This is a genomic window from Klebsiella sp. 141203, from assembly GCF_032601985.1.
Lineage (GTDB): Bacteria > Pseudomonadota > Gammaproteobacteria > Enterobacterales > Enterobacteriaceae > Klebsiella > Klebsiella aerogenes.
This window is the reverse complement of sequence record NZ_JAQIRL010000003.1, coordinates 23,430-44,613: the sequence shown is the minus strand read 5'-3', so window position 1 is coordinate 44,613 and position 21,184 is coordinate 23,430. Positions and strand designations below refer to the sequence as shown.

The window sequence follows — 21,184 nt, the reverse complement described above, 5'->3', positions numbered from 1 at the left end:
CCGGTGGCGCTGCGCTTACCGGGGCTACAAACCGGAGCGGACCGGTAGCCCGGATAAGGCGCCAGCCGCCATCCGGGAACCTCTCCCCGGTGGCGCTGCGCTTACCGGGGCTACAAACCGGAGCGGACCGGTCGCCCGGATAAGGCGCCAGCCGCCATCCGGGAACCTCTCCCCGGTGGCGCTGCGCTTACCGGGGCAACAAACCGGAGCGGACCGGTAGCCCGGATAAGGCGCCAGCCGCCATCCGGGAAGGATGCCGGTTACATCGCCAGCACGTACTTGAGCATCACCCCGGCGGCGATCGCCGAGCCGATCACCCCGGCCACGTTCGGGCCCATCGCGTGCATCAGCAGGAAGTTCTGCCCGTCCGCTTCCAGACCCACCTTGTTGGACACCCTCGCCGCCATCGGCACCGCCGACACCCCGGCGGAGCCAATCAGCGGGTTGATCTTGTGTTTACTGAACACGTTCATCAGCTTCGCCATGATCACCCCGGCCGCGGTGCCCACGCAGAAGGCGATCACCCCCAGCAGCAGGATCCCCAGCGTCTGCGGCTGCAGGAACTTGTCCGCCACCAGTTTGGCCCCCACCGACAGCCCGAGGAAGATGGTGACAATGTTGATCAGCGCGTTCTGCACCGTGTCGCTAAGACGATCCACCACGCCGCTTTCGCGCATCAGGTTGCCGAAGCAGAACATCCCCAGCAGCGGCGCGGCGTCCGGCAGCAGCAGCGCCACCAGCAGCAACAGCACCGCCGGGAAGAGGATCTTCTCGCGTTTGCTCACCGTACGCAGCTGTACCATGCGGATCTTCCGCTCTTTGTCGCTGGTCAGCGCCTTCATGATCGGCGGCTGGATCAGCGGCACCAGCGCCATATAGGAGTAGGCGGCCACCGCGATGGCCCCCAGCAGCTCCGGCGCCAGTTTGCTCGACAGGTAGATAGCCGTCGGGCCGTCGGCGCCGCCGATGATGCCGATGGCCGCCGCCTGCGGCAGGGTGAAGTGGATGAAGCCGAAGTAGTTCAGCGCCAGCGCCCCGAGCACGGTGGCGAAGATCCCGAACTGCGCCGCCGCCCCCAGCAGCAGGGTGCGCGGGTTGGCCAGCAGCGGGCCGAAATCGGTCATCGCCCCGACGCCCATAAAGATCACCAGCGGCGCGATACCCGAGCCAATCGCCACCTTATAGAAGATGGCCAGCACCCCGGAGGAGTAGCCCATGTCCACCGCCAGCGTCTCCATCTGCCCCTGCACCGACGGCAGGGCCAGGGCCAGCGCCTCCTTGATGGCGTGGACGTCCGGCGCGCAGTTGAGCTTCGCGGCAATCACCGCCAGCTGGACCGGGTCGTGATGGGCCAGCAGGTTTTCCAGCGCGCTCAGCGCCAGCCCGGCCTCCGGAATATTGGAGAGCAGGCCGCCAAAGCCAATCGGCAGCAGCAGTAACGGCTCGAACTTTTTCGCAATCGCCAGCCACAGCAGCAGCAGGCTGACCAGCAGCATCACCGCCTGGCCGGCCCCCAGGTGCATCAGCCCCATGCCCTGAATCAGGGCGTTCAGACTTTCCATTTGCGCTCCTCGTCCTTACGCCAGCTGCAGCAGGGTGTCGCCGACCGCCACCGCATCGCCGGATTTCACCGCGATACCGCGTACGGTACCGGCCTGCGCGGCGCGGATTTCGGTTTCCATCTTCATGGCTTCCAGAATCAGCAGTACCTCGCCTTCCGCCACCGCCTGGCCTTCGCTGGCCAGCACCTTCCAGATAGTGCCCGCCAGCGGCGCGGTCACCGGGGTGCCGGCGCCTGCCGGGGCCGGGGCGGCAGCGGCTACCGGCGCAGCGGCGCTGAGCTGGCTGACGTCGCCGCCGTCGCTGACCTTGACCACGAAGGCTTTGCCTTCCACTTCGACGGTGTAGACGCCGGAGGCGGCGGCTTTTGCCGGCGCGGCAGATTTTGCTTCTTCCACCTGCGGCACGGGCTCAAAGGCCGCCGGGTTGTGGCGGTTTTCGAGGAACTTCAGGCCGACCTGCGGGAACAGCGCCACGGTGAGCACGTCGTCGATGGCGTTTTCGGCAAGCGTGATGCCCTTCTCCTGCGCCTGGTGTTTCACGTCGGCTTCAAGCTCCGCCAGCTCCGGCTTGAGTAAATCCGCCGGGCGGCAGGTGACGGCGTCGGCGCCGTTGAGCACCCGCGCCTGCAGGGCGGCGTTAACCGGCGCCGGGGTGTGGCCGTATTCGCCTTTCAGGATACCGGCGGTCTCTTTAGCGATGGTTTTGTAGCGCTCGCCGCCCAGCACGTTGAGCACCGCCTGGGTGCCGACTATCTGCGAGGTCGGGGTGACCAGCGGGATGAAGCCGAGGTCCTCGCGCACGCGGGGAATTTCCGCCAGTACTTCATCCAGACGGTGGGCGGCGCTCTGCTGTTTGAGCTGGCCTTCGAGGTTGGTGAGCATCCCGCCCGGCACCTGGGCGACCAGGATGCGGCTGTCGGTGCCTTTCAGCTGGCCTTCGAAGGCGTGGTATTTTTTGCGCACCTCGCGGAAGTACGCGGCGATGCTCTCCAGCTTGTGGATATCGAGGCCGGTGTCGTACGGCGTGCCGGCGAGGGTGGCCACCAGCGCTTCGGTAGCCGGGTGGCCGTAGGTGGCGCTCATCGAGGAGATGGCGGTATCAACGCCGTCGACGCCGGCTTCAATGGCCTTCAGCAGCGCCATTTCCGCCATGCCGGTGGTGGCGTGGCAGTGCAGGTGCAGGGTGACGGCATAGCGTTTTTTGATTTCGCTGACCAGCTCAAAGGCGGCATGCGGGGTGAGGATGCCGGACATGTCCTTGATGGCGATGGAGTCGACGCCGGTCTCCAGCAGCTGTTCGGTGAGGTCGAGCCAGGTCTGCAGAGTGTGCGCCGGGCTGGTGGTGTAGCTGAGGGTGCCCTGGGCGTGGGCGCCGTGGCGGCGGACCGCCTGCAGGGCGGCCTGCATGTTGCGCGGGTCGTTCATGGCATCGAAGACGCGGAACACGTCCATGCCGTTTTTGACGGCGCGCTCCACGAAGCGCTCCACCACGTCATCGGCGTAGTGGCGGTAGCCAAGCAGGTTCTGGCCGCGCAGCAGCATCTGCAGCGGGGTTTTCGGCATCGCCTTTTTCAGCTCGCGCAGGCGGAGCCACGGGTCCTCGCCGAGGAAGCGGATGCAGGCGTCAAAGGTGGCGCCGCCCCAGCATTCCAGCGAGCGGTAGCCGACGTCGTCGAGCGCGGCCGCAACGGGCAGCATATCGTCGAGACGCAGACGGGTGGCGAACAGGGACTGGTGGGCGTCGCGCAGGACGACATCGGTAATGGCAACGGTCATAAATTCCTCCGTGAATTAAGGATTAAGGCGGCGATGGTGGTGAATGGCGGCGACAATCGCCGGTTTTAAACGGGCGAAGTCGTCGGCGGGCGCGACGGCCGCGGGCGCCGCTTTGGGCGCGGCAGGCGGCTCAGGAAACAGACGGGTAACGGCGACGGACATCCCCCGGATGGCGAAAATGAGCAGCAGCAGAAACAGCAGCACGAAGCCCATGCCAAGAAACATCAGGGTGAAGCCTTCGCCTAACAGCGCAGCATCAGTCATAAAATAGCCTTTGGAGGGGCGCAATAATGGCGTAATAAACAGCCGCGATAGCCGAGTGGATTTCCCCAGACCACATAGTCAGAAGCCTCTTTATCGCGGAAATTAATTTTCGCCACTACTGCGCAATATATTTAACCGGGAGTTATTTAATAAAACTTACGTGCTGACAGATTTCATCAGCGACAATCTCTTTGCGCTGATTAAATATCACTTTATTCTGCTCAAACAGGTTATTCCCGTGGGTATCGATCGACACAATCAGTGGACCGAACTCTTTCACCCGGCAAACCCATAAGGTTTCAGGCATCCCCAAATCACGCCACTGGGCATCTTCAATTTCTTCTACACAGACCGCGGCGACCACCGCGCAGCCGGCCGGGAAGACACAGTGGAGCGCTTTATGTTCGGCACAGCCCTCTTCGGTCCCCTTACCCATGCCGCCTTTGCCGACGATTAATTTCACACCGGTCTTAGCAATAAATTCTTTTTCAAATTTCTCCATGCGCATACTGGTGGTTGGCCCAACAGAAACCATTTCAAATTTATCTTCCGTACCTTTAATCGGCCGTACAATGGGTCCGGCATGTAATATCGCGCCGCCGGCAACGTTGACCGGTAATTCGCGACCGCCTTCAATTAAACGACGATGAGCAACATCACGACAGGTAACAATATGACCATTGAGATAAATAATATCGCCCGCTTTAATATCAGCTAAATCTTCATCTTTAATTGGCGTAGTGAGTATTTTTTTAGTCATCAGAAAGCCACTCCTGTGTGAGACGTAATGGTGTAATTCAAATCTTTATCGAAAACGATATGTCCTTTGCGGTGCGACCAGCAGCCGACGTTGACCGCCACGCCGATGGTGGAAGGATGGCGCGCGGTATTTTCGATATTGACGCCCATCACCGAGGTGTTACCGGACATTCCCTGCGGGCCAAGGCCGATTTTATTAATGCCGTCTTCGAGCATTTTCTCCAGCGATGCGGCACGTTCATTCTCATTGTGCGACCCCACCGGGCGCATCAGCGCTTTCTTCGACAGTAGCGCCGCGGTTTCAACGGAAGTCGCGACGCCAACGCCAACCAGCAGCGGCGGACAGGCGTTCAGGCCATAACTGGTCATGACATCCAGCACGAAACGAGTTACGCCTTCGTATCCAGCGCCCGGCATTAGCACCATCGCTTTACCCGGCAGCGAGCAGCCGCCGCCGGCCATATAGGTGTAAATACTGCACTGGTCAGAATCAGGGACAATCTCCCAGAATACCGTCGGCGTACCTTTACCCACGTTTTTACCGGTGTTGTATTCGTCAAAGGTCTCTACGCTGTTGTGGCGCAGCGGAGAATCCACGGTGGCTTTAATCACCGATTCGCGCAGCAGCGCTTCCAGCTCGCCAATCAGCGGGAAGTTGGCGCCGCACTCAACCAAAAACTGAATCACGCCGGTGTCCTGGCAAGACGGACGATCCAGCTCTTTCGCCAGACGCTGGTTTTCAATCATGGTGGTAAAGATGACGTCCGCCAGATGGCTGGTCTCTTTTTTATGCAACTCTTTCAGTTTTGCAGTGACGTCATCAGGCAATACTTTGCCGGTATATCCCACGAATTTGGCCATAATATCGGTCATTCGGGATATCTGTTCGCTTTTGCTCATAAAGGCTCCTTAGTCAGAACAGCGTCCGTAAATTACGGGTGAAAAGGGAAAAGAATTGGCAGCAGTACGAGGCTGACAATGGTAGAAACGAGAATCAGAGGAAGGCCGGATTTGGCGTAATCGACAAACTTATAGCCGCCGGCCGATAGCACCATCATGTTGGCGGGCATGCCGATCGGCGTCGCGTAGGCGCAGGAGCTGCCGATAACGGTCGCCATCAAAACCGCTTTCGGATCGGCGCCCATACCGGCCGCGATCGACAAACTCACCGGTACCAGTAGCGCGACGGTGGCGGTATTGGACATAAAGTTGGTCATGATGACGGACAGCGCAAAGACCACCGCCATCAACATGAATGGGGAAGAGTTCTGGCCCAGCATGCCGATGACATGATCGGCAACCAGCTTCCCAGCACCGGTCATTTCCAGCGCTTTTGCCAGCGCCAGCGTGCCGCCAAAAATGAAAATAGTCTGTGAATCAATCGCTTTATAGGCCTGCTTTTCCGTCAGCACGCCGGTAAACACCAGAACTAACGCACCGATACAGCCTGCCACCGTCAGGCTAATGCCGGTCTGTTTCTCAAAAATCATGCCGAGGATCGTGGCGATCAGCACCACCAGAGACAGGATCTGTTTCCAGCGCGGAACGTGGCTGTAATCTCGCTGTTCGCCGACGCTACCGACTTCACCGCCATTCGCGGTAGCAGGCAGGAATTTATAGCCGATAGTCAGGAAATAGAGGATGCCGCAGAGCAGCATCGGTAAACCCACCTTCGCATACTCAAAGAAACCAAACCCGCTACCGATATTCTGCAACGCCGATTGCGCGATCAGGTTGCCGGGCGCGCCAATCAGCGACAGGTTACCGCCGAGCGCGGCGGCAAAAACCAGCGGCATCAGTAAACGAGAGCGGGCAAAACCCGATTTCGCCGCCACGCCAATCACTACCGGGATCAGTACCGCCGCCGTACCGGTGTTGGAAAGAAAACCCGACATCACGCCGACGACCACCATGATGGTGAAAATCAGCTGTTTTTCGGTTTTGGCGAAGTGAGTGATCACCCCACCAACTTTATTGGCCATCCCGGTTTCAAATAACGCCCCGCCGACGATGAACATGGCGACAAAAAGAATGACGTTGGAGTCGATAAAACCGGCAAAAGCTTGTTTTAGATCCAACACGCCGGTGAGCACTAACGCCACGCAGACCACCATGGAAGTCACTGCCAAAGGCACCTTCTCCCAGACGAACATGACGATAGCGAACACCAGCAAACATAAGGTGATGGTAATCGGTTCCATATTTATAATTATCCCTATCAATGATATATGATATTGTATCCAATATTGACGAGGGAGAAATTATGCCCATGCAAAAAGTAAGTCAATGCGTTTTTAAACAAAGATCGCGCAGTGCGATCTGCATCAAGATCCTCTGCAGATCGTCACAAGAGATGATTAATAGCGTTGATGAATGCGACTAAAACCAGCAGGCTTTAGCGCTATACAGAGGTTTCGGGAAGGTATCGCGTGAGCATATTTTCCATTGAGCGGATAATATGCTCGCGCATGCGCTGACGCGCCAGCTCTTCATTATGCTGTTCAAGTGCCTGTAAAATCTCTTTATGTTCCTGTATCGAGATAGCCGCATACTCCGCTTCGGTGACCTTGTGCCCCATCGACAGTCCGTTCCACATGTTGCAGAGCAGCATCTTCATTTTTTCGTTGCCCGCGGCGTTCCAGATCTCCATATGGAAAGCCTGATTCAGGTCGGAATATTCAGTGAAGTTATTATCGGCCAGCGCTTTTTCTGCTGAGTAGTGTACCTGGGCAATGCGCGAAATATCCGTGCCGGGACGAGATGCCTTCGCCACCGCCTCACTTTCCAGCAGCGCGCGAATTTCATAATGCTCGCGAATCGTCTGCTCGTTGATCCCTAACACCACCGCCCCTTTATTGGGGCGGACTTTAATCAGGCCATCGGCGGCTAAAATCTGAAACGCTTCGCGCACCGGCATGCTGGAAACCCCAACCATGCGGGCAATGCCTTCGAGAGTTATCTCCTGCCCTTCCACTAAATCCCGCGAAAGAATCGCTTTGCGTAATACCGCCGCGACCTGCTCTTTCGCCGAAAGAAGCTTAATTTTCCCTAATTTAGGCTTCTGCACTTTCCCAATCCTTCATATGTTGACGCATAATTTCCGCAAGCATGAGGAAATAACGCTGTGTTGCCTGAGCAATATTGCCCGCATCGCCGCGGCTAATGGCTCCAGCCAGTTCATGTAGTATCAGTGCCGATTCCTGGCTATCGTCTTTCAGATACAGAATGACATAAGAAATATATCCATCCAAAAATTGCTGATATGCCTTCGCCAGATAACGGTTATCAAGATAGGAAATCAGTAACTGATGAAAATCCAGTTCGCGAGTTTTGTCGCCAGGCTGCGCCAGGGCCTGCGCGCGCCCGAGCAGCAATTCCCCCTGGTTTGTCGGCACGAGAGTGAACAATTCGGCAGCCATCACCGCTATCACGCGAAAAATATGGCTAACATCATCGGGCACCAGCTTTGATACCTGCATATGACGGTTAGGCAAGCGCACCAGAAACCCCTCTTGTTCAAGAGACTGCAACGCTTCTCTAACCGGCATACGTGAAAGCCCTAGCTGCTCGGCAATACTCTCCTGCGCCAGCTCATCTCCCGCTTTCATCGCTCCGGAAAGAATTTGATAGCGAATGATTTGCGTAATGTGGTCCCTGGTCTGCTTTCTGTCGATCTTTTTCACAACGTCCTCATTGCTTGGGGCTTAAGACGCGGGGATTTTAGCAGATTTAGCCGCCAGACGGCGCATTCGGCAGGGATATGAGGCGATAAAAAAGCCGGAACGACGGTTCCGGCTTTTCTGCTAAGTAGACATTACTTATTCACGAAATCTTCGCCGAGGGCGATATCTTTCTTCAGCGTATCCAGCATGCCTTCCAGCGCCTGTTGTTCAAAAGCGCTGAGTTTACCGATGGACTGGCGCTCTTCCACGCCATTTTTGCCCAACAGCAGCGGCTGCGAGAAGAAACGGGCATACTGGCCGTCGCCTTCGACGTAGGCACATTCAACCACGCCTTTTTCACCCTGCATGGCACGCACCAGTGAGAGCCCGAAACGCGCAGCGGCCTGGCCCATAGAGAGTGTTGCCGACCCGCCGCCCGCTTTCGCTTCCACGACTTCCGTCCCGGCGTTTTGAATACGTTTAGTGAGATCCGCGACTTCCTGCTCGCTAAAGCTGACGCCAGAAATCTGCGACAATAAAGGCAGGATAGTGACGCCAGAGTGGCCGCCAATGACCGGAACTTCAACCTCGGTGGCCGACTTGCCTTTGAGCTCGGCGACAAAAGTATTAGAACGAATGATATCGAGAGTGGTAACGCCAAACAGTTTGTTTTTATCGTACACGCCGGCTTTTTTCAGCACTTCGGCGGCGATAGCGACGGTGGTATTTACCGGGTTGGTGATAATACCGATGCAGGCCTGCGGACAAGTTTTCGCAATCTGCTGCACCAGGTTTTTAACGATACCGGCATTAACATTAAATAAGTCGGAACGATCCATGCCGGGCTTACGCGCGACGCCGGCGGAAATCAGCACCACATCAGCGCCTTCCAGCGCCGGGGTGGCATCTTCACCGGAGAAACCTTTGATTTTTACATCTGTGGGAATATGACTTAGATCTACCGCCACGCCCGGCGTAACCGGAGCGATGTCGTACAACGAGAGCTCTGAACCTGAAGGCAGTTGGGTCTTAAGTAGTAGGGCAAGCGCCTGGCCGATTCCACCAGCGGCGCCGAGGACTGCAACTTTCATCCTAAACTCCTTATTATGGTTAATTTACACCCTAAATAATTCGAGTTGCAGGAAGGCGGCAAGAGAGTGAATCCCCAGGAGCTTACTGAAGTAAGTGACTGGGGTGAACGATTGCAGCCAACGCCCATGCAGCTCGAAGTATGACGGGTATAGTCTTTCGTTATTCCGTCGCCTGGACCTTAATTCACAAGATGAACAATTACAATAATTATGGCTGAAGAATGCGGGGTACGCGCAATGATGCAGCAAATTCGCATTTTTCTTCCTGAGACTGGCCATCCAGCAAAGCCGTAGTACCGGATCGACTATTGGTTACAATACACCCAGCTCGCTCGGCAAAACAATATCAATTTCATAACATTTATTTCACTTTTACAGCAATTTACCCGCTGTGATGCAAGCATGTTCCTCATCAGGGTTATTTGCTAAAATATGCGCCTTTCATAACATTATTTACGCTATTCCCTTGCGGATTATTTGCATAAAAATGCACTTGTATGCATAATGATGTTGTTTTTACCACCATAATCTGGGTGACTTATGCGTAGTTCGGCAAAACAAGAAGAACTGGTTAAAGCGTTTAAATCGCTGCTTAAAGAAGAAAAATTCAGCTCGCAAGGCGAAATCGTTCAGGCGCTGCAGGAAGAAGGTTTCGAGAACATCAACCAATCGAAAGTTTCCCGCATGCTGACAAAGTTTGGCGCCGTTCGTACGCGTAACGCCAAAATGGAAATGGTCTACTGTTTGCCTGCCGAACTCGGCGTGCCGACGACCTCCAGCCCGCTGAAAAACCTGGTGCTGGACATCGATTATAACGATGCAGTGGTAGTGATCCACACCAGCCCCGGCGCGGCGCAGCTGATCGCACGCCTGCTGGATTCCTTAGGCAAAGCCGAAGGTATTCTGGGTAGTATCGCGGGTGATGACACTATCTTTACCACCCCTGCCCGCGGTTTTTCCGTTAAAGATCTCTACGACGCGATTCTGGTCCTGTTCGAACAGGAACTCTAAGCGCTCCCCCTCTGGTTCCTGCCAGAGGGTTCTTCCCCGCAAAATGCTATTCCCCAAACCTTCAAATAAAGCAGCATTTTTTTAACATTTAGTGTGGTTTTCCACCTCTATACATTCCTTTACCGAATGATAACGGCTAAAGCGCACAAAAGATCAAAGCGCAATATCTATTTGATTTAAATATAAATAATCATGACATTCACCCCATGAATGACATTTCTAATTCTTATACGTTATAAAAACGACATTTCTTGGAAATTATTTACACTGAAAACAATTAGCATGGTATTAATATTTTTGGTGATTAGTGTATACTTGATTTTGTGATGAGGGTCACGAAACAAAGCCCCCTAATAATAAAATTCGACGAGGTGAACATCATGAAAATCAAAACCACTGTAGCCGCACTCAGCATGCTATCCGTACTGTCCTTTGGCGCTTTCGCCGCTGATTCAATCAACAGCACTCAAGCGGAAAGCCGCCAGTCACTGGGCACCGTATCTATCGGCGCGGTAGGTTCTTCCCCGATGGATATGCATGAAATGCTGAACAAAAAAGCACAAGAAGAAGGTGCTTCTTCTTATCGCATTATCGAAGCTCGCACCGGCGACCATTGGCACGCCACTGCTGAACTTTATAAATAAGCTTTAACGATTGTCGGTCATTAACTGAAACAGTATCTCTTCAGCGGCCTGGGTTCATATGAAATCTCCCGCCGCTGCACATAAGGTTGGAGTCAAGATTATGAAAAGCGCAATTATCATCGCATCCCTGGGTCTGGCATCTGTTCTCTCGTTCGGCGCAAGCGCAGCCGTACAGCAAGTGAACGCCGATCAAGCACAAAACCTGCAACCAATGGGCACTATCTCTGTATCGCAAGTAGGTAGCGCGCCAATGGATATGCGCCAGGAACTGGCGGCTAAAGCCGAGAAAGAAGGCGCCAGCAGCTACCGCATTATTGAAGCTCGTACCGGCGACAGCTGGCACGCGACTGCTGAGTTGTACAAATAAACCCTCGTCGTCTTATCCGACGACTTGCCCCCGCCTGCCGGGGGCTTTTTTATGCCCAACGGGCATTAAAACGTAGTAGCCCTTCCAGCTCCTCTTCCGCTTCATCGAACAGCAAAATTAACGCACCAAAGCGACGACGCTGTTTTTCATCCAGATGGACAAATTCAATCTCCAGCGGGAACGGTAAGCGCCCTCCCGTCACCGCGCTCCACAGCGCGTCAAGGTTATCCACCTGCTTATCCGGTAGCGCGAAGGCGCGGGAAAACTCACGATAGAAATCCTGTTGCTCAGCTATTTCATCAAAATCAAAGGTATAAACAGTCATTGCCCGGCGCCCCTTAAGCTCTGTCCCTCTACACCAAATAAGTATAGCGATAAAAAAACCGACGCCGGGCGTCGGTTTGCAGGTTAGCTATTGGTAAATACGTGCTGATATTTTTTCAGCATATCGACCAGTCGTCGTACCGGCTCAGTGACCTGGGGCGACGCCTGCCAGTGAAGGAGTTTTTCCTGATAAACATCAAGCTCTTCCAGCAAGCGGGTAAAGTAACGACGGCGCTTATCGTCGCTACCGGCGGAGATAACGTGATCGGCGGTTCGCCGCAGCTGGCGGTGGAAGGCCGACAGATCCTCGTTTACCGGCACCGGGGCATCGCGTAGACGCTGGTGCGCGATAATCAGCGTCAGCGCCAGCCGGAAGCGGGCGATATCGCCGGGAAACTTATTCAGCAGTAAAAACAGCTGTTGATACAGCGCCGGCAAATGGTTCTCTTTACGCCGGGCGCTATTCGTGGTGAGCGAAGAGACCGCCGCCGAGACGAACTGGTTCAATAACACCCGTCCGGTGCGGGCCTGCGAGTTATCACGCACTAACAGAATCACCATCAGCGCGAGGAAACAGCCGACAATCTGCCCCAGAGCGCTATCGAGGAACTGGCTAAACTGAAACTGCATCGGGTTATCCAGCACCAGAATATTGATGGTGCTCGCCAGGGCCCCCAGCGATCCGAGCCGCCGCTTTTGTACCTCAATACCGATAAAGAACGCCATCGCGGCAAGGCTGATACACAATAGCAGCATACTCTGCTGCGTCGCAGGCATGACGACAAGGAAGAACAGCGCGCCGAGCGGTAAAGCGGCAAGGGTGCCATAGAGGAAGTCTAAGGCCACCATTCGCGGGTTAGGCAGGCGCATCGCCAGCGCGGTCACCACGGCAATCATAACCATCGCCCCGCTACCGGATGTCCAGCCGGTCCATAGCCAAAACAGGGTGCCGAGAATACAGGAAATGGAGGTTCGCCAGAAGTTAACCATCGCGTGGTGACGCTCGGCGGACTCAACCTTCACCACCGTTTCGCCGCGTAAGACTTCATCTTCAATACGGCTAATTTTGGTATTGCCGACCACGCCGCGCTTGAGCAGCAGATAGCGCGTCGCCGCGCCGACCCAGCTATAAATAGTGACCGGCGTATTGTGTTCACCTTTCCAGGTCAGGAAGCGGCGCATACGCTTAAGCTGTTGATGCACATCCTGTACCGTTTCTACGGGCTCGGCAAACAGCTCACGGTAGTCGTCAGTCACCATCTCCGGGCGTGAGTTCTGGATCAGATAGGTTTCGCAGGCCTGAGTAATCAGCGTCAGCGATAGCGTGTTGATCGCCTTTAGCCGCTGGTTTACCTTCGACCAGCGCGAAGATTCCATGATCAGATTGCCGCGCATTCCTTCCAGTGCGGCAGTACGGCGCACCAGCGCTCCCCAGGCTTTGTCCACCACCTCGCTATCGCCATGGGCGACACAAAGCTGCATCAGGCGATACTGATCCAATAGCAGATTATCCAGTTCGAGGTCGATCTCTTTTTTGATGGAGCGCGGGGAAAATAGCAGGTCAGCGACGATGGCGCTGACGATCCCGATGACGATTTCGCTGCAGCGCTCGACGGCAAACTGCGGCGCCAGCATCGGGTCGGTATGAATGGTGATGATGATAATCAGCGCCGTATAACCCGCCAGCCCCCAGGCGTAGGAGTTTTCCACCTTCACCAGCGAGGAGATCCAGGTGCAGAAACCGGCCCAGAGACAGCAAACCAGCATCATCAATAGCGGCGCGCGGATCATGAGGATAATGATCGCCAGTGCGGCAATACAGCCGATAAACGTCCCGGCAATACGCAGCATCCCGCGGTAGCGAATCGCCCCGGAATAGGGCTCTCCGCCGGCGGCAAATGCCGGACCGGCGGTCACGATAGCCGCGGTCAGTACGGCCCAGCGCGGCGTCTCAAGCTGAAAATGAAAGCCGACGAACAGCGCCAGCACCACCGCGCATGCAAGCTTAATGGCAAAGCGGAGATGCCGGGGAGCAATGGTATAGGTCCCCATGGCGATTAACCAAACTCACGCAAGCGCATGGCGACTTTCTGGAAGAAGTTGGCCTGGCTGGCGTCGCGATCTTCTTTACCGGTAATGACAACGGTCGCGGTGGTGCCCGACGGCCAGAGGTTGCCCTGCTGCTGGTCAAGACGGATACGTACCGGCACGCGCTGCGCCAGACGTACCCACTCAAGGTTGGAGTCAACGGAAGCCATGCCTTTCGCATCGCTGCTGCTGCTGGCGTTAGTCACGCCCGCGGCAACGCTGTCAACGGTACCTTTTATCACCTTACTACTGCCGAGCGGAGTGATTTCGGCACGATAGCCCGGACGCACGCCTTCCAGTTTGGTCTCTTCCAGATAGGCCATCACGTAGAAGGTATTTTGTTTAACCAAAGCGACCGCGGTCGAACCGCGGGTAATGAATTCGCCGGAGTAGACGTTCAGGTTGGTCACCCAGCCATCGGCTGGCGCACGAATCACCGTACGTTCAAGATCCAGTTTGGCTAAATCGCGGCTGGCCACCGCTTTCGCCAGCTGATGCTCAACGGTTTGCAGCACGTTGTTGGCCTGGTCAATCTCTTCGCGCGACATGGCCTGCACGCCGAGCCTGTTACGGCGCCCGGCTTCAACGCGTTTTTCCTGAGCCAGCGTCTGGTAATAGGAGACGTCGGCTTGCGCCTCCGCCAGCGCTTTTTGGTAACGAGGTTGGTCAATAACGAACAATACCTGGTCTTTCTTAACCAGTTGGTTATCCTTGACATTCACCTGCGAAATAAGCCCCGACACGTCCGGCGCGATGGCGACAATATCGGCGCTAAAGCGCGCATCGCGCGTCCACGGCGACGCGGTGTAGTACACCCATGCGCGAAAAATAGCGATAAACGCCAGAATAACCAGTATCACAGTGATGGCAGTACGCAGGATATTTCTTGTTAGTGTTTTCACATCGACCTCAAACGAACAAGCGCGATATCAGATAAAACAGACAGCAATACAGCGCAGTATTAAACAGTGCAGGGTGCCAGACAAAATCATAAATACCGGTCGGAACCAGCAAACGGTGCACCAGCCAGAAGATGGCTAGCGACAATAGCAGCTCAAAGAAGATCGGCGGAAACGATAGGCCGAAAATCACTATGACAGGAAACAGACTCATGATGACCTTGATAAGAAGCGTACAGGTGGTAGCGTGATGCGTTTATTATGTAGCTAACTATATATTAACGTAACAATTGCAGCCTTATCTATAATATGTGATCTAAATCACTTTTAAGCCAGAGTGAATAATGGAACGACTAAAACGTATGTCGGTGTTCGCCAAAGTGGTTGAGCTGGGCTCTTTCACCGCCGCCGCACGCCAGCTCCAGATGAGCGTTTCATCTATCAGCCAGACCGTTGCTAAACTGGAAGACGAGCTACAGGTAAAGCTGCTCAACCGCAGCACCCGCAGCCTGGGCTTAACAGAAGCGGGTAAAATTTATTACCAGGGCTGCCGAAGAATGCTCTTTGAAGCGCAGGACGTCCATGAACAGCTGTATGCCTTCAACAATACCCCTATCGGCACGCTGCGCATCGGTAGCTCTTCAACTATGGCACAGAATGTGCTGGCGCGCATAACCGCCGAAATGCTCAAAGAATATCCGGGTTTATCGATTAATCTGGTGACCGGCATCCCCGCCCCGGACCTGATTGCCGACGGCCTCGACGTGGTGATACGCGTCGGCGCATTGCAGGATTCCAGCCTCTTCTCGCGGCGGCTGGGCTCGATGCCAATGGTGCTCTGCGCGGCGAAAAGCTATCTCCAGCACGCGGGATGCCCGGAAAAACCGGCGGATCTCGCCAGCCATTCGTGGCTGGAATATAGCGTACGGCCAGATAATGAGTTCGAAATTATCGCCCCGGAGGGGATCTCAACACGCCTGATCCCACAAGGACGCTTTGTCACCAACGACCCGATGACGCTGATCCGCTGGCTGACTGCCGGCGTTGGCGTGGCCTACGTTCCGCTGATGTGGGCGATCGACGAGATCAATCGCGGCGAACTGGAGATCCTGCTGCCGAGCTATCAATCGGATCCGCGACCGGTCTATGCGCTGTATACCGAAAAAGACAAACTGCCGCTGAAGGTGCAGGTGTGTATTAACTATCTGACGGATTATTTCGTCGAAGTGGCGAAGATTTATCAGGGAATGCACGGGCGCGGGATGACCCGTTAATTGACTTCCCGGCAGCGGCTTCGCGCCGCCGGGACCAGCCGTTATCAGGCGGTGCCGCCAACGGTAAGGTTGTCGACTTTCAGCGTCGGCTGACCGACGCCGACCGGTACGCTTTGCCCTTCTTTACCGCACACGCCTACGCCGCTATCCAGCTTCAGGTCGTTACCGACCATAGAAATCTGCTGCATCGCTTCGATACCGGAACCGATTAGCGTCGCGCCTTTGACTGCTTTAGTCACTTTGCCTTTTTCAATCAGATAGGCTTCCGAGGTCGAGAAGACAAATTTACCGGAGGTAATATCCACCTGGCCGCCGCCGAAGTTCGGCGCATAGATACCGTAATCGACCGATTCGATAATCTCCTGCGGCGTCGACTTACCGGCCAGCATATAGGTGTTGGTCATCCGCGGCATCGGCAGATGCGCATAGGATTCACGGCGACCATTACCGGTCGGCGCAACGCCCATTAAACGCGCGTTGAGCTTATCCTGCATATAACCTTTCAGGACGCCGTTTTCGATAAGCACGTTGTATTGACCCGGCGTACCTTCGTCATCAATCGCGACCGAACCACGGCGATCGGCCATGGTGCCGTCATCCACGACGGTGCACAGTTCAGAGGCGACTAATTCGCCCATGTGACCGCTGAAGACCGAGGTGCCGCGACGGTTAAAGTCACCTTCCAGGCCGTGGCCGACGGCTTCATGCAGCAGCACGCCAGGCCAGCCCGCGCCAAGCACCACCGGCAGCATTCCGGCTGGCGCGGCAACCGCGGACAGATTGACTAATGCCATACGTACCGCTTCACGCGCCCAGACATCCGCCCGTACGTCGCCATCCAGCGGCGCGAGGAAATAATCATAGCCAAACCGTCCGCCGCCGCCGCTGGCGCCGCGCTCGCGTTTGCCGTCTTCTTCCACCAGCACGCTCACGGAGAGACGAACCAGCGGACGAACATCAGCGGCCAGCGTTCCGTCCGTTGCCGCCACCAGGATAAGCTCGTAGACGCCGCTCAGGCTGGCGGAAACTTCCTGCACGCGCTTATCGGCAGCACGCGCCACCTTATCAACGCGGCGCAGGATATCCAGTTTCTCTTCGCGGCTCATGCTCTGCAGCGGATCGACGCTGGTATAGAGAGAGCTGTATTCCACCGCGCCGAGCGTCTGCACTTTGCCGTCGCCATGGTCGCGGACGATAGTACGCGCCGCCTGGGCGCTCTGCTCAAGCGCCAGTTTGCTGATTTGGTCCGCATAGGCAAAACCGGTTTTTTCGCCGCTTACCGCCCGGACGCCTACGCCCTGGTCAATATTGTACGACCCATCTTTGATGATGCTGTCTTCCAGAACCCAGGATTCGTGATAGCTCGACTGAAAATAAAGATCGCCGTAATCGAGACGGCGCTCAGCCAGTTGGCCAAGAATGGCAAACAGGTCCTGATGGTTCAGGCCATTTGCCGACAGTAATTGTTCACTTACCAGGTTCAAACTCATCGTTACGCTACTCGTTTGTTGCCGCCTGACACAGGGAAATGCCATGCGGCGAAAAAGATGACGGGGAGAAAATACTCTCTATTGAGAGTGCGATAATTCCCCGTACTCGTCAAATCATTGCTTTTTGTTGCTGCGCGCCTGGCGCAGCACTTCATTGATTTCCGGCTGATCGATTGGACCCGTAATGCGATAGCGCAGAATCGATACTTTGTTCCACAGCGGCCCAAGCACCTTGCTGGCGGCAAACACCGCCGCGCCGACAATCGGGTTGACGGCGAATGCCGCCGCTACGCCCACGGTTGCCGAAATTTCCGGCGCCACCACCGCTTGTAAATCTAAACGACGGCGCACCAGATCGACCGAACCTTTCATCGCGATGTCGGCTTCAAGCCCATCCACCAGCGTATCATCCGTATTCAGCACGCCGTCTTTAATCCACGCCGTACTGCGAATTGAATCGAACCAGAACCCTTCCTGGAAGGTGTCGCTGAAATCGAAGCGTAGCTTACGCAGCAGCGCATCAACGCTCAATAGCCTTAACAGCTGACCGGCATGACCAGTGCTCAGGTCAGTAAACTCGCCTTTGCCGAGGCGGCTTTTGAGGATCCCGTTCAGCGAAGCGACATCAGGCTGCCATGGCGGCGCGCGCCAGTGCAGATCGTAATCGACATCAAACGACGACCCTTTCACCGGCGTCGAAACACCGAAGAAGTTCACGAAGTCGTCCGTTTTATTACCGTGCAGCTTGCCTTTCAGCGAGGTACGCACGCCGCCGGGCGCATTCACCCAGACGCCATCGGTAGTGAGGCGGCCAAAGCCGGTATCCACCAGGCCATTGCTGAGGGTTAGCGTATCGCCCTTGATATTGAAGTCACCGTCGATTCGCCCATACTTTTGCCCCCACAGCCAGCACTCTTTACAGCGCAGCTGTAAATCAGGCCAGCCGCGGAAATCCAGACGCGTATCAGCCAGCGGGCCGCTCTCTTTTTTCACCGTGCCGTTGTTATCGCTGGAAGGGTTGTAATAGATATAGCGAATGGCCGCCAGCCAGGGCGCGTTCTTATGCATCGTCAACGTGGCGTTGATTTCACGCCCCTGCGCCTCCACCTTCGAGCCGCTACCGTCAGGCTGGGAAACCAGACTGACGTTATTCCAGTTCTGTCCGGCGAAGGCCAGCGACGGTGTACGAAGCGTCACGCGCTCCGGGAAGGCCATATTACTGCTCACTTCGTTGACGGCCCCCCGCTGGAACAACGCCAGCCATTGCGCGCCATCCATCGCCGGCATGTTCAGCTCGACGCCTGATGCTTCAGGCAGCGAAGGAATCGCTTTGCTGTCGGAGGTCAAAATCGCCCGGTCGAGCGTCAGCTTATTATTCAGCAGCCAGCGACTATTGACGTGGTTCTTGCTGCCGATATTGCCGGTCAGATCGAAGCTGTTTAAGCCGCCGGTCACGTTGATTTTCACCGGCAACGGTTCGCCCGCCGATTTATTCACCGGCGCAGGTAAGTGACTACTCACATTTCTCAGATCGCCGTTGATATCGACTTTGTAGCTCGCGCTACCGCGATACGGTAACTCAATGGCCACTTTGCCATCCCAGGGGATGCTGCCGCGGAGTTCATCGTTGACCGCTTTCGGCAGCAGGCCGGTACGCGTCGGCTGCCAATTAGCGTTCATGCCGACGTCAACGAGGAAGGCTTTCGCCCCTTCCGTGGTGGTGAAATTGAGGTTCAGCGGTTGATTAAACCAGGTCGCGCTTAGCAGCCCGCTTTTTAAATCTCCATTCTCAAAGCTGAACTGACCATTGAGATTCTTCAGCGTCGCGTCAATCGGCTTGATAAACAGATCGTTATTTTTCAGCCGCACATCGCCTTTGGCGGTGGTCATCTCGCCATCGAGCGGGATAGCAAGATGTAAGCGAGCGCTCACATTACCATCAAGCTGTAGTTCATCCAGCGCCGAGCCGAGCGTGTCCTTCAGCGGGGTCTGTTTGAAATAAGGGCCAACCTCTTTGCCTGGACCGTTAACATCGGCATCGATAAACAGTTTTTCATGGGAATAGTCAGGGATCACCGCGTCAAGGTTGCTGGCGGTGACGTTGCCCAGCATCGCTTTATCCGCCTTCATCCACAGACCGTTATTAACGAAGTTAAGGTTGATATCTAATCCGGTCAGCGCCGGCCAGTCCGGCTGGAAGGCGAAGGTCGCGTTCTTCAGCGGTACCGAGACCTGGAATTGGCCTTCGTTATGCTCATAAGGGAACAGATGCGGGTTGCCGCCGTAAACCAGGGTAGCGTTGCTGGCCTGTCCGCCCTTAATTGCGCCGCTCAGGTAATCCACCAGCGCTTTGCCCATCAGGTTTTCCGGGAAATAACGCCACGCCTGGCCGCCGTCGTTAGTGCTGATGCCCGCCAGGATGCCTAACCACGGCTCATCGCCTTCCGGCTGCAGATAGCGGAAGCCGCCGCGCGCGCGAACGCCGGTTGCCTGCACGTCGATATCGCGGCCATCCAGCATAAAGCCCTTGCTGTTCTTCTCCCAGCTCAGGGTCGCATCGCCCTGGGCTATCTCCAGCGGCGCGCGAAAGACCGTTTCATAAGGCATTTTCGCCTGGGTCATATGCGCGCGCAGTTCGCCGTTTTCCACACTGCCGCTCAGGCTGCCGGAAAAGTGCTCGGCCCCCGGCAACAGCTTCCACTGCTTCCAAGCCAGATCGCTCCAGTCAGCCTGGAAACGGGTCTTCTCCGTTGCCTGCAGCGGGATATCTAACGCCAACAGGTTAATTTTTCCGCTCGGCTGGGTGGTTCGCCAGACTTCGCCGAAGCTCGGCGCCAGCTTATCGGCCATCGGTTGCAGACCGGTCAGGCCGCCAAGATCGAGATTGCTGGCGCGGATGCGCAGTTCATCGCTGCGCTGATTGTTATTACCACCCACTTCCTGCGCCGGGATCCACGCCATCGCCAGCGCGCCGCGCGGCCAAGCCTTGCCGTCTATCGAGATCCGCGTGTCGGGGATATGAAATGCCCAGCTTTGATTTTCGCGTGTGATATGCGCCGTCAGGTTATCCACCGACAGCTTATGCAGATGTTTATCACCCTGCCAGCTGGCGCCGCCTTTTTTCAGCCATACATCACCGCTGGCGACATCGCCTTTATCGATAGTCATCCAGCCTTCGAGACTAAAGCGCGCGCTCTGCAGGGCGATGTTGTCCTGCATCCAGCGCCCGAGCCAGGGCTTAACGTCGATGTCGTCGGCCTGTAACCAGAGGCGCCCCTTATTGAGCAGGCCGTTCTCGTCACGTAAATCCATCCGCACCTGCATGACGCCGTGCTGGCCGGTGAGACTCGAAAGGCTCAGTTGCCCCTCGGCGCGGTGGCGGTTTTTACCGTTAAGCCAGGTCAGCTGTGGTATCGCCAGTTCAGCACGCTGACCGGAAATCGTCAGGAAGCTTAAATGGCTATCACGGAGAATAAAGTGGTCAAACTGACGCAGGAACAGATCGCTGATGCGATCGGTCTTCAGACTTGCGCCGTCGTCGTTAGTCTGGATGGGCGTATTGGTGTGAATTTGCAGCTGCCAAAAGGTCAGGTCGCGGAACTGCCAGCGCATATGTAGCAGGCTTTGCCAGACGTCGAGCGCAAGGGTAACCCGTTTGATCGTCATTTCGCCACCGTCTTTCAAGGTGGCTTTAATATCGCGAACGTCCAGCGTCGGGCCGAAGTTTTCCCAGTTGGCGTTGATCTGCGAGGCATCAACCGCGACCCCGGATACCGCGGTAATTTTCTCCAGCAGTTGGGGACGCCAGTTATTTAGCTGCGGCAATGCCAGACGCAGGCCACTCACCAGCAGCGCAACAATCACCACCACGGTTGCCACGGTGAGCAGTAATATCCCGGGCCATCGCCTCAACGCATCTCTCCTTGTCAGCCTGTTACGCTTTATCCTTCAGCCCGCCTGTTTACCCGCCCCC

At 55.9% G+C, this 21,184-nt stretch carries 19 protein-coding genes; 4 read left to right on the top strand and 15 right to left on the bottom strand.

All coding sequences use genetic code 11. The features are described 5' to 3' along the window. Window positions 1–260: 260 nt before the first annotated feature. The 9 genes from PGR29_RS12780 to mdh all read right to left on the bottom strand — a co-directional run bounded on the left by PGR29_RS12780 (window position 261) and on the right by mdh (window position 9,114). The gene (locus tag PGR29_RS12780) at window positions 261–1,562 is read right to left on the bottom strand and encodes an oxaloacetate decarboxylase subunit beta (RefSeq protein ID WP_087859668.1); all 1,302 of its coding nucleotides are present in this window, start codon (window positions 1,560–1,562) and stop codon (window positions 261–263) included. 15 nt (window positions 1,563–1,577) lie between these two features. Further along, window positions 1,578–3,338, bottom strand: coding sequence for a sodium-extruding oxaloacetate decarboxylase subunit alpha (gene oadA / locus PGR29_RS12775; RefSeq protein WP_316424662.1), 1,761 nt, complete (start codon window positions 3,336–3,338; stop codon window positions 1,578–1,580). A 15-nt stretch (window positions 3,339–3,353) separates the two neighbouring features. After that, complete coding sequence (locus tag PGR29_RS12770) at window positions 3,354–3,602, bottom strand: oxaloacetate decarboxylase subunit gamma (RefSeq protein WP_087859670.1); 249 nt, start codon at window positions 3,600–3,602, stop codon at window positions 3,354–3,356. A 142-nt stretch (window positions 3,603–3,744) separates the two neighbouring features. Next, a complete protein-coding gene (gene ttdB, locus PGR29_RS12765) occupies window positions 3,745–4,362 on the bottom strand; it encodes a L(+)-tartrate dehydratase subunit beta (protein WP_015703618.1) in 618 nt (205 codons plus the stop codon). Continuing rightward, entirely contained in the window at window positions 4,362–5,261 is a 900-nt protein-coding gene (gene ttdA / locus PGR29_RS12760) for a L(+)-tartrate dehydratase subunit alpha (protein ID WP_087859179.1), read from the bottom strand. Before ttdA ends, ttdB begins: the two co-directional genes overlap by 1 nt. A 32-nt stretch (window positions 5,262–5,293) precedes the next feature. Further along, complete coding sequence (locus PGR29_RS12755) at window positions 5,294–6,562, bottom strand: SLC13 family permease (RefSeq protein ID WP_087859178.1); 1,269 nt, start codon at window positions 6,560–6,562, stop codon at window positions 5,294–5,296. Between the two features lie 200 nt (window positions 6,563–6,762). Continuing rightward, window positions 6,763–7,428: a GntR family transcriptional regulator gene (locus PGR29_RS12750; protein WP_087859177.1), complete on the bottom strand. Its 666-nt coding sequence runs from the start codon at window positions 7,426–7,428 to the stop codon at window positions 6,763–6,765. Continuing rightward, entirely contained in the window at window positions 7,415–8,044 is a 630-nt protein-coding gene (locus tag PGR29_RS12745) for a GntR family transcriptional regulator (protein WP_213317948.1), read from the bottom strand. Before PGR29_RS12745 ends, PGR29_RS12750 begins: the two co-directional genes overlap by 14 nt. Before the next feature lie 131 nt (window positions 8,045–8,175). Beyond that, a complete protein-coding gene (gene mdh, locus PGR29_RS12740; protein WP_045397222.1) occupies window positions 8,176–9,114 on the bottom strand; it encodes a malate dehydrogenase in 939 nt (312 codons plus the stop codon). Between the two features lie 540 nt (window positions 9,115–9,654). Between mdh and argR the strand changes: the two genes are divergently transcribed. The 3 genes from argR to yhcN-B all read left to right on the top strand — a co-directional run bounded on the left by argR (window position 9,655) and on the right by yhcN-B (window position 11,136). Beyond that, the gene (gene argR / locus PGR29_RS12735; protein WP_015369474.1) at window positions 9,655–10,125 is read left to right on the top strand and encodes a transcriptional regulator ArgR; all 471 of its coding nucleotides are present in this window, start codon (window positions 9,655–9,657) and stop codon (window positions 10,123–10,125) included. Between the two features lie 380 nt (window positions 10,126–10,505). Beyond that, window positions 10,506–10,769: a peroxide/acid stress response protein YhcN gene (gene yhcN, locus PGR29_RS12730; RefSeq protein ID WP_015369473.1), complete on the top strand. Its 264-nt coding sequence runs from the start codon at window positions 10,506–10,508 to the stop codon at window positions 10,767–10,769. A gap of 100 nt (window positions 10,770–10,869) precedes the next feature. Continuing rightward, complete coding sequence (gene yhcN-B / locus PGR29_RS12725; RefSeq protein ID WP_015369472.1) at window positions 10,870–11,136, top strand: DUF1471 family stress response protein YhcN-B; 267 nt, start codon at window positions 10,870–10,872, stop codon at window positions 11,134–11,136. Window positions 11,137–11,185: 49 nt separating this feature from the next. Here the strand turns inward: yhcN-B and PGR29_RS12720 are convergent, their stop codons facing one another. From PGR29_RS12720 to aaeX, 4 genes are all read right to left on the bottom strand, one after another. Further along, a complete protein-coding gene (locus PGR29_RS12720) occupies window positions 11,186–11,461 on the bottom strand; it encodes a barstar family protein (RefSeq protein ID WP_087859174.1) in 276 nt (91 codons plus the stop codon). Between the two features lie 83 nt (window positions 11,462–11,544). Beyond that, window positions 11,545–13,512 carry a p-hydroxybenzoic acid efflux pump subunit AaeB gene (aaeB, locus tag PGR29_RS12715; RefSeq protein WP_087859173.1) on the bottom strand — a complete coding sequence of 656 codons (1,968 nt, stop codon included), beginning with the start codon at window positions 13,510–13,512 and terminating at the stop codon, window positions 11,545–11,547. Between the two features lie 5 nt (window positions 13,513–13,517). After that, window positions 13,518–14,450 (bottom strand): p-hydroxybenzoic acid efflux pump subunit AaeA, encoded by a 933-nt coding sequence (gene aaeA / locus PGR29_RS12710; RefSeq protein WP_316424661.1) that lies wholly within the window; start codon window positions 14,448–14,450, stop codon window positions 13,518–13,520. Window positions 14,451–14,457: 7 nt separating this feature from the next. Then, the gene (gene aaeX / locus PGR29_RS12705) at window positions 14,458–14,661 is read right to left on the bottom strand and encodes a p-hydroxybenzoic acid efflux pump operon protein AaeX (protein ID WP_002918640.1); all 204 of its coding nucleotides are present in this window, start codon (window positions 14,659–14,661) and stop codon (window positions 14,458–14,460) included. A gap of 130 nt (window positions 14,662–14,791) precedes the next feature. Here aaeX and aaeR point away from each other — a divergent pair, with 130 nt between their 5' ends. Next, window positions 14,792–15,721, top strand: a complete 930-nt coding sequence (gene aaeR, locus PGR29_RS12700; protein WP_015703623.1) for an HTH-type transcriptional activator AaeR — start codon at window positions 14,792–14,794, stop codon at window positions 15,719–15,721. A gap of 44 nt (window positions 15,722–15,765) precedes the next feature. Here aaeR and tldD read toward each other — a convergent pair whose 3' ends face one another. Together tldD and yhdP are read right to left on the bottom strand one after the other, a co-directional pair. Further along, window positions 15,766–17,211 (bottom strand): metalloprotease TldD, encoded by a 1,446-nt coding sequence (tldD, locus tag PGR29_RS12695; RefSeq protein ID WP_015369467.1) that lies wholly within the window; start codon window positions 17,209–17,211, stop codon window positions 15,766–15,768. A gap of 114 nt (window positions 17,212–17,325) precedes the next feature. After that, window positions 17,326–21,123 carry an AsmA2 domain-containing protein YhdP gene (gene yhdP / locus PGR29_RS12690; protein WP_316424660.1) on the bottom strand — a complete coding sequence of 1,266 codons (3,798 nt, stop codon included), beginning with the start codon at window positions 21,121–21,123 and terminating at the stop codon, window positions 17,326–17,328. Window positions 21,124–21,184: the final 61 nt, after the last annotated feature.

What these genes read in the sequence shown, in the direction of transcription:
- oadA (WP_316424662.1), bottom strand. Translation starts at nt 3,338, where the DNA reads ATGACCGTTGCCATTACCGATGTCGTCCTGCGCGACGCCCACCAGTCC.
- argR (WP_015369474.1), top strand. Translation starts at nt 9,655, where the DNA reads ATGCGTAGTTCGGCAAAACAAGAAGAACTGGTTAAAGCGTTTAAATCG.
- tldD (WP_015369467.1), bottom strand. Translation starts at nt 17,211, where the DNA reads ATGAGTTTGAACCTGGTAAGTGAACAATTACTGTCGGCAAATGGCCTG.
- aaeR (WP_015703623.1), top strand. Translation starts at nt 14,792, where the DNA reads ATGGAACGACTAAAACGTATGTCGGTGTTCGCCAAAGTGGTTGAGCTG.
- ttdB (WP_015703618.1), bottom strand. Translation starts at nt 4,362, where the DNA reads ATGACTAAAAAAATACTCACTACGCCAATTAAAGATGAAGATTTAGCT.
- yhcN-B (WP_015369472.1), top strand. Translation starts at nt 10,870, where the DNA reads ATGAAAAGCGCAATTATCATCGCATCCCTGGGTCTGGCATCTGTTCTC.
- ttdA (WP_087859179.1), bottom strand. Translation starts at nt 5,261, where the DNA reads ATGAGCAAAAGCGAACAGATATCCCGAATGACCGATATTATGGCCAAA.
- PGR29_RS12770 (WP_087859670.1), bottom strand. Translation starts at nt 3,602, where the DNA reads ATGACTGATGCTGCGCTGTTAGGCGAAGGCTTCACCCTGATGTTTCTT.
- PGR29_RS12755 (WP_087859178.1), bottom strand. Translation starts at nt 6,562, where the DNA reads ATGGAACCGATTACCATCACCTTATGTTTGCTGGTGTTCGCTATCGTC.
- PGR29_RS12720 (WP_087859174.1), bottom strand. Translation starts at nt 11,461, where the DNA reads ATGACTGTTTATACCTTTGATTTTGATGAAATAGCTGAGCAACAGGAT.
- aaeX (WP_002918640.1), bottom strand. Translation starts at nt 14,661, where the DNA reads ATGAGTCTGTTTCCTGTCATAGTGATTTTCGGCCTATCGTTTCCGCCG.
- aaeB (WP_087859173.1), bottom strand. Translation starts at nt 13,512, where the DNA reads ATGGGGACCTATACCATTGCTCCCCGGCATCTCCGCTTTGCCATTAAG.
- PGR29_RS12780 (WP_087859668.1), bottom strand. Translation starts at nt 1,562, where the DNA reads ATGGAAAGTCTGAACGCCCTGATTCAGGGCATGGGGCTGATGCACCTG.
- yhcN (WP_015369473.1), top strand. Translation starts at nt 10,506, where the DNA reads ATGAAAATCAAAACCACTGTAGCCGCACTCAGCATGCTATCCGTACTG.
- mdh (WP_045397222.1), bottom strand. Translation starts at nt 9,114, where the DNA reads ATGAAAGTTGCAGTCCTCGGCGCCGCTGGTGGAATCGGCCAGGCGCTT.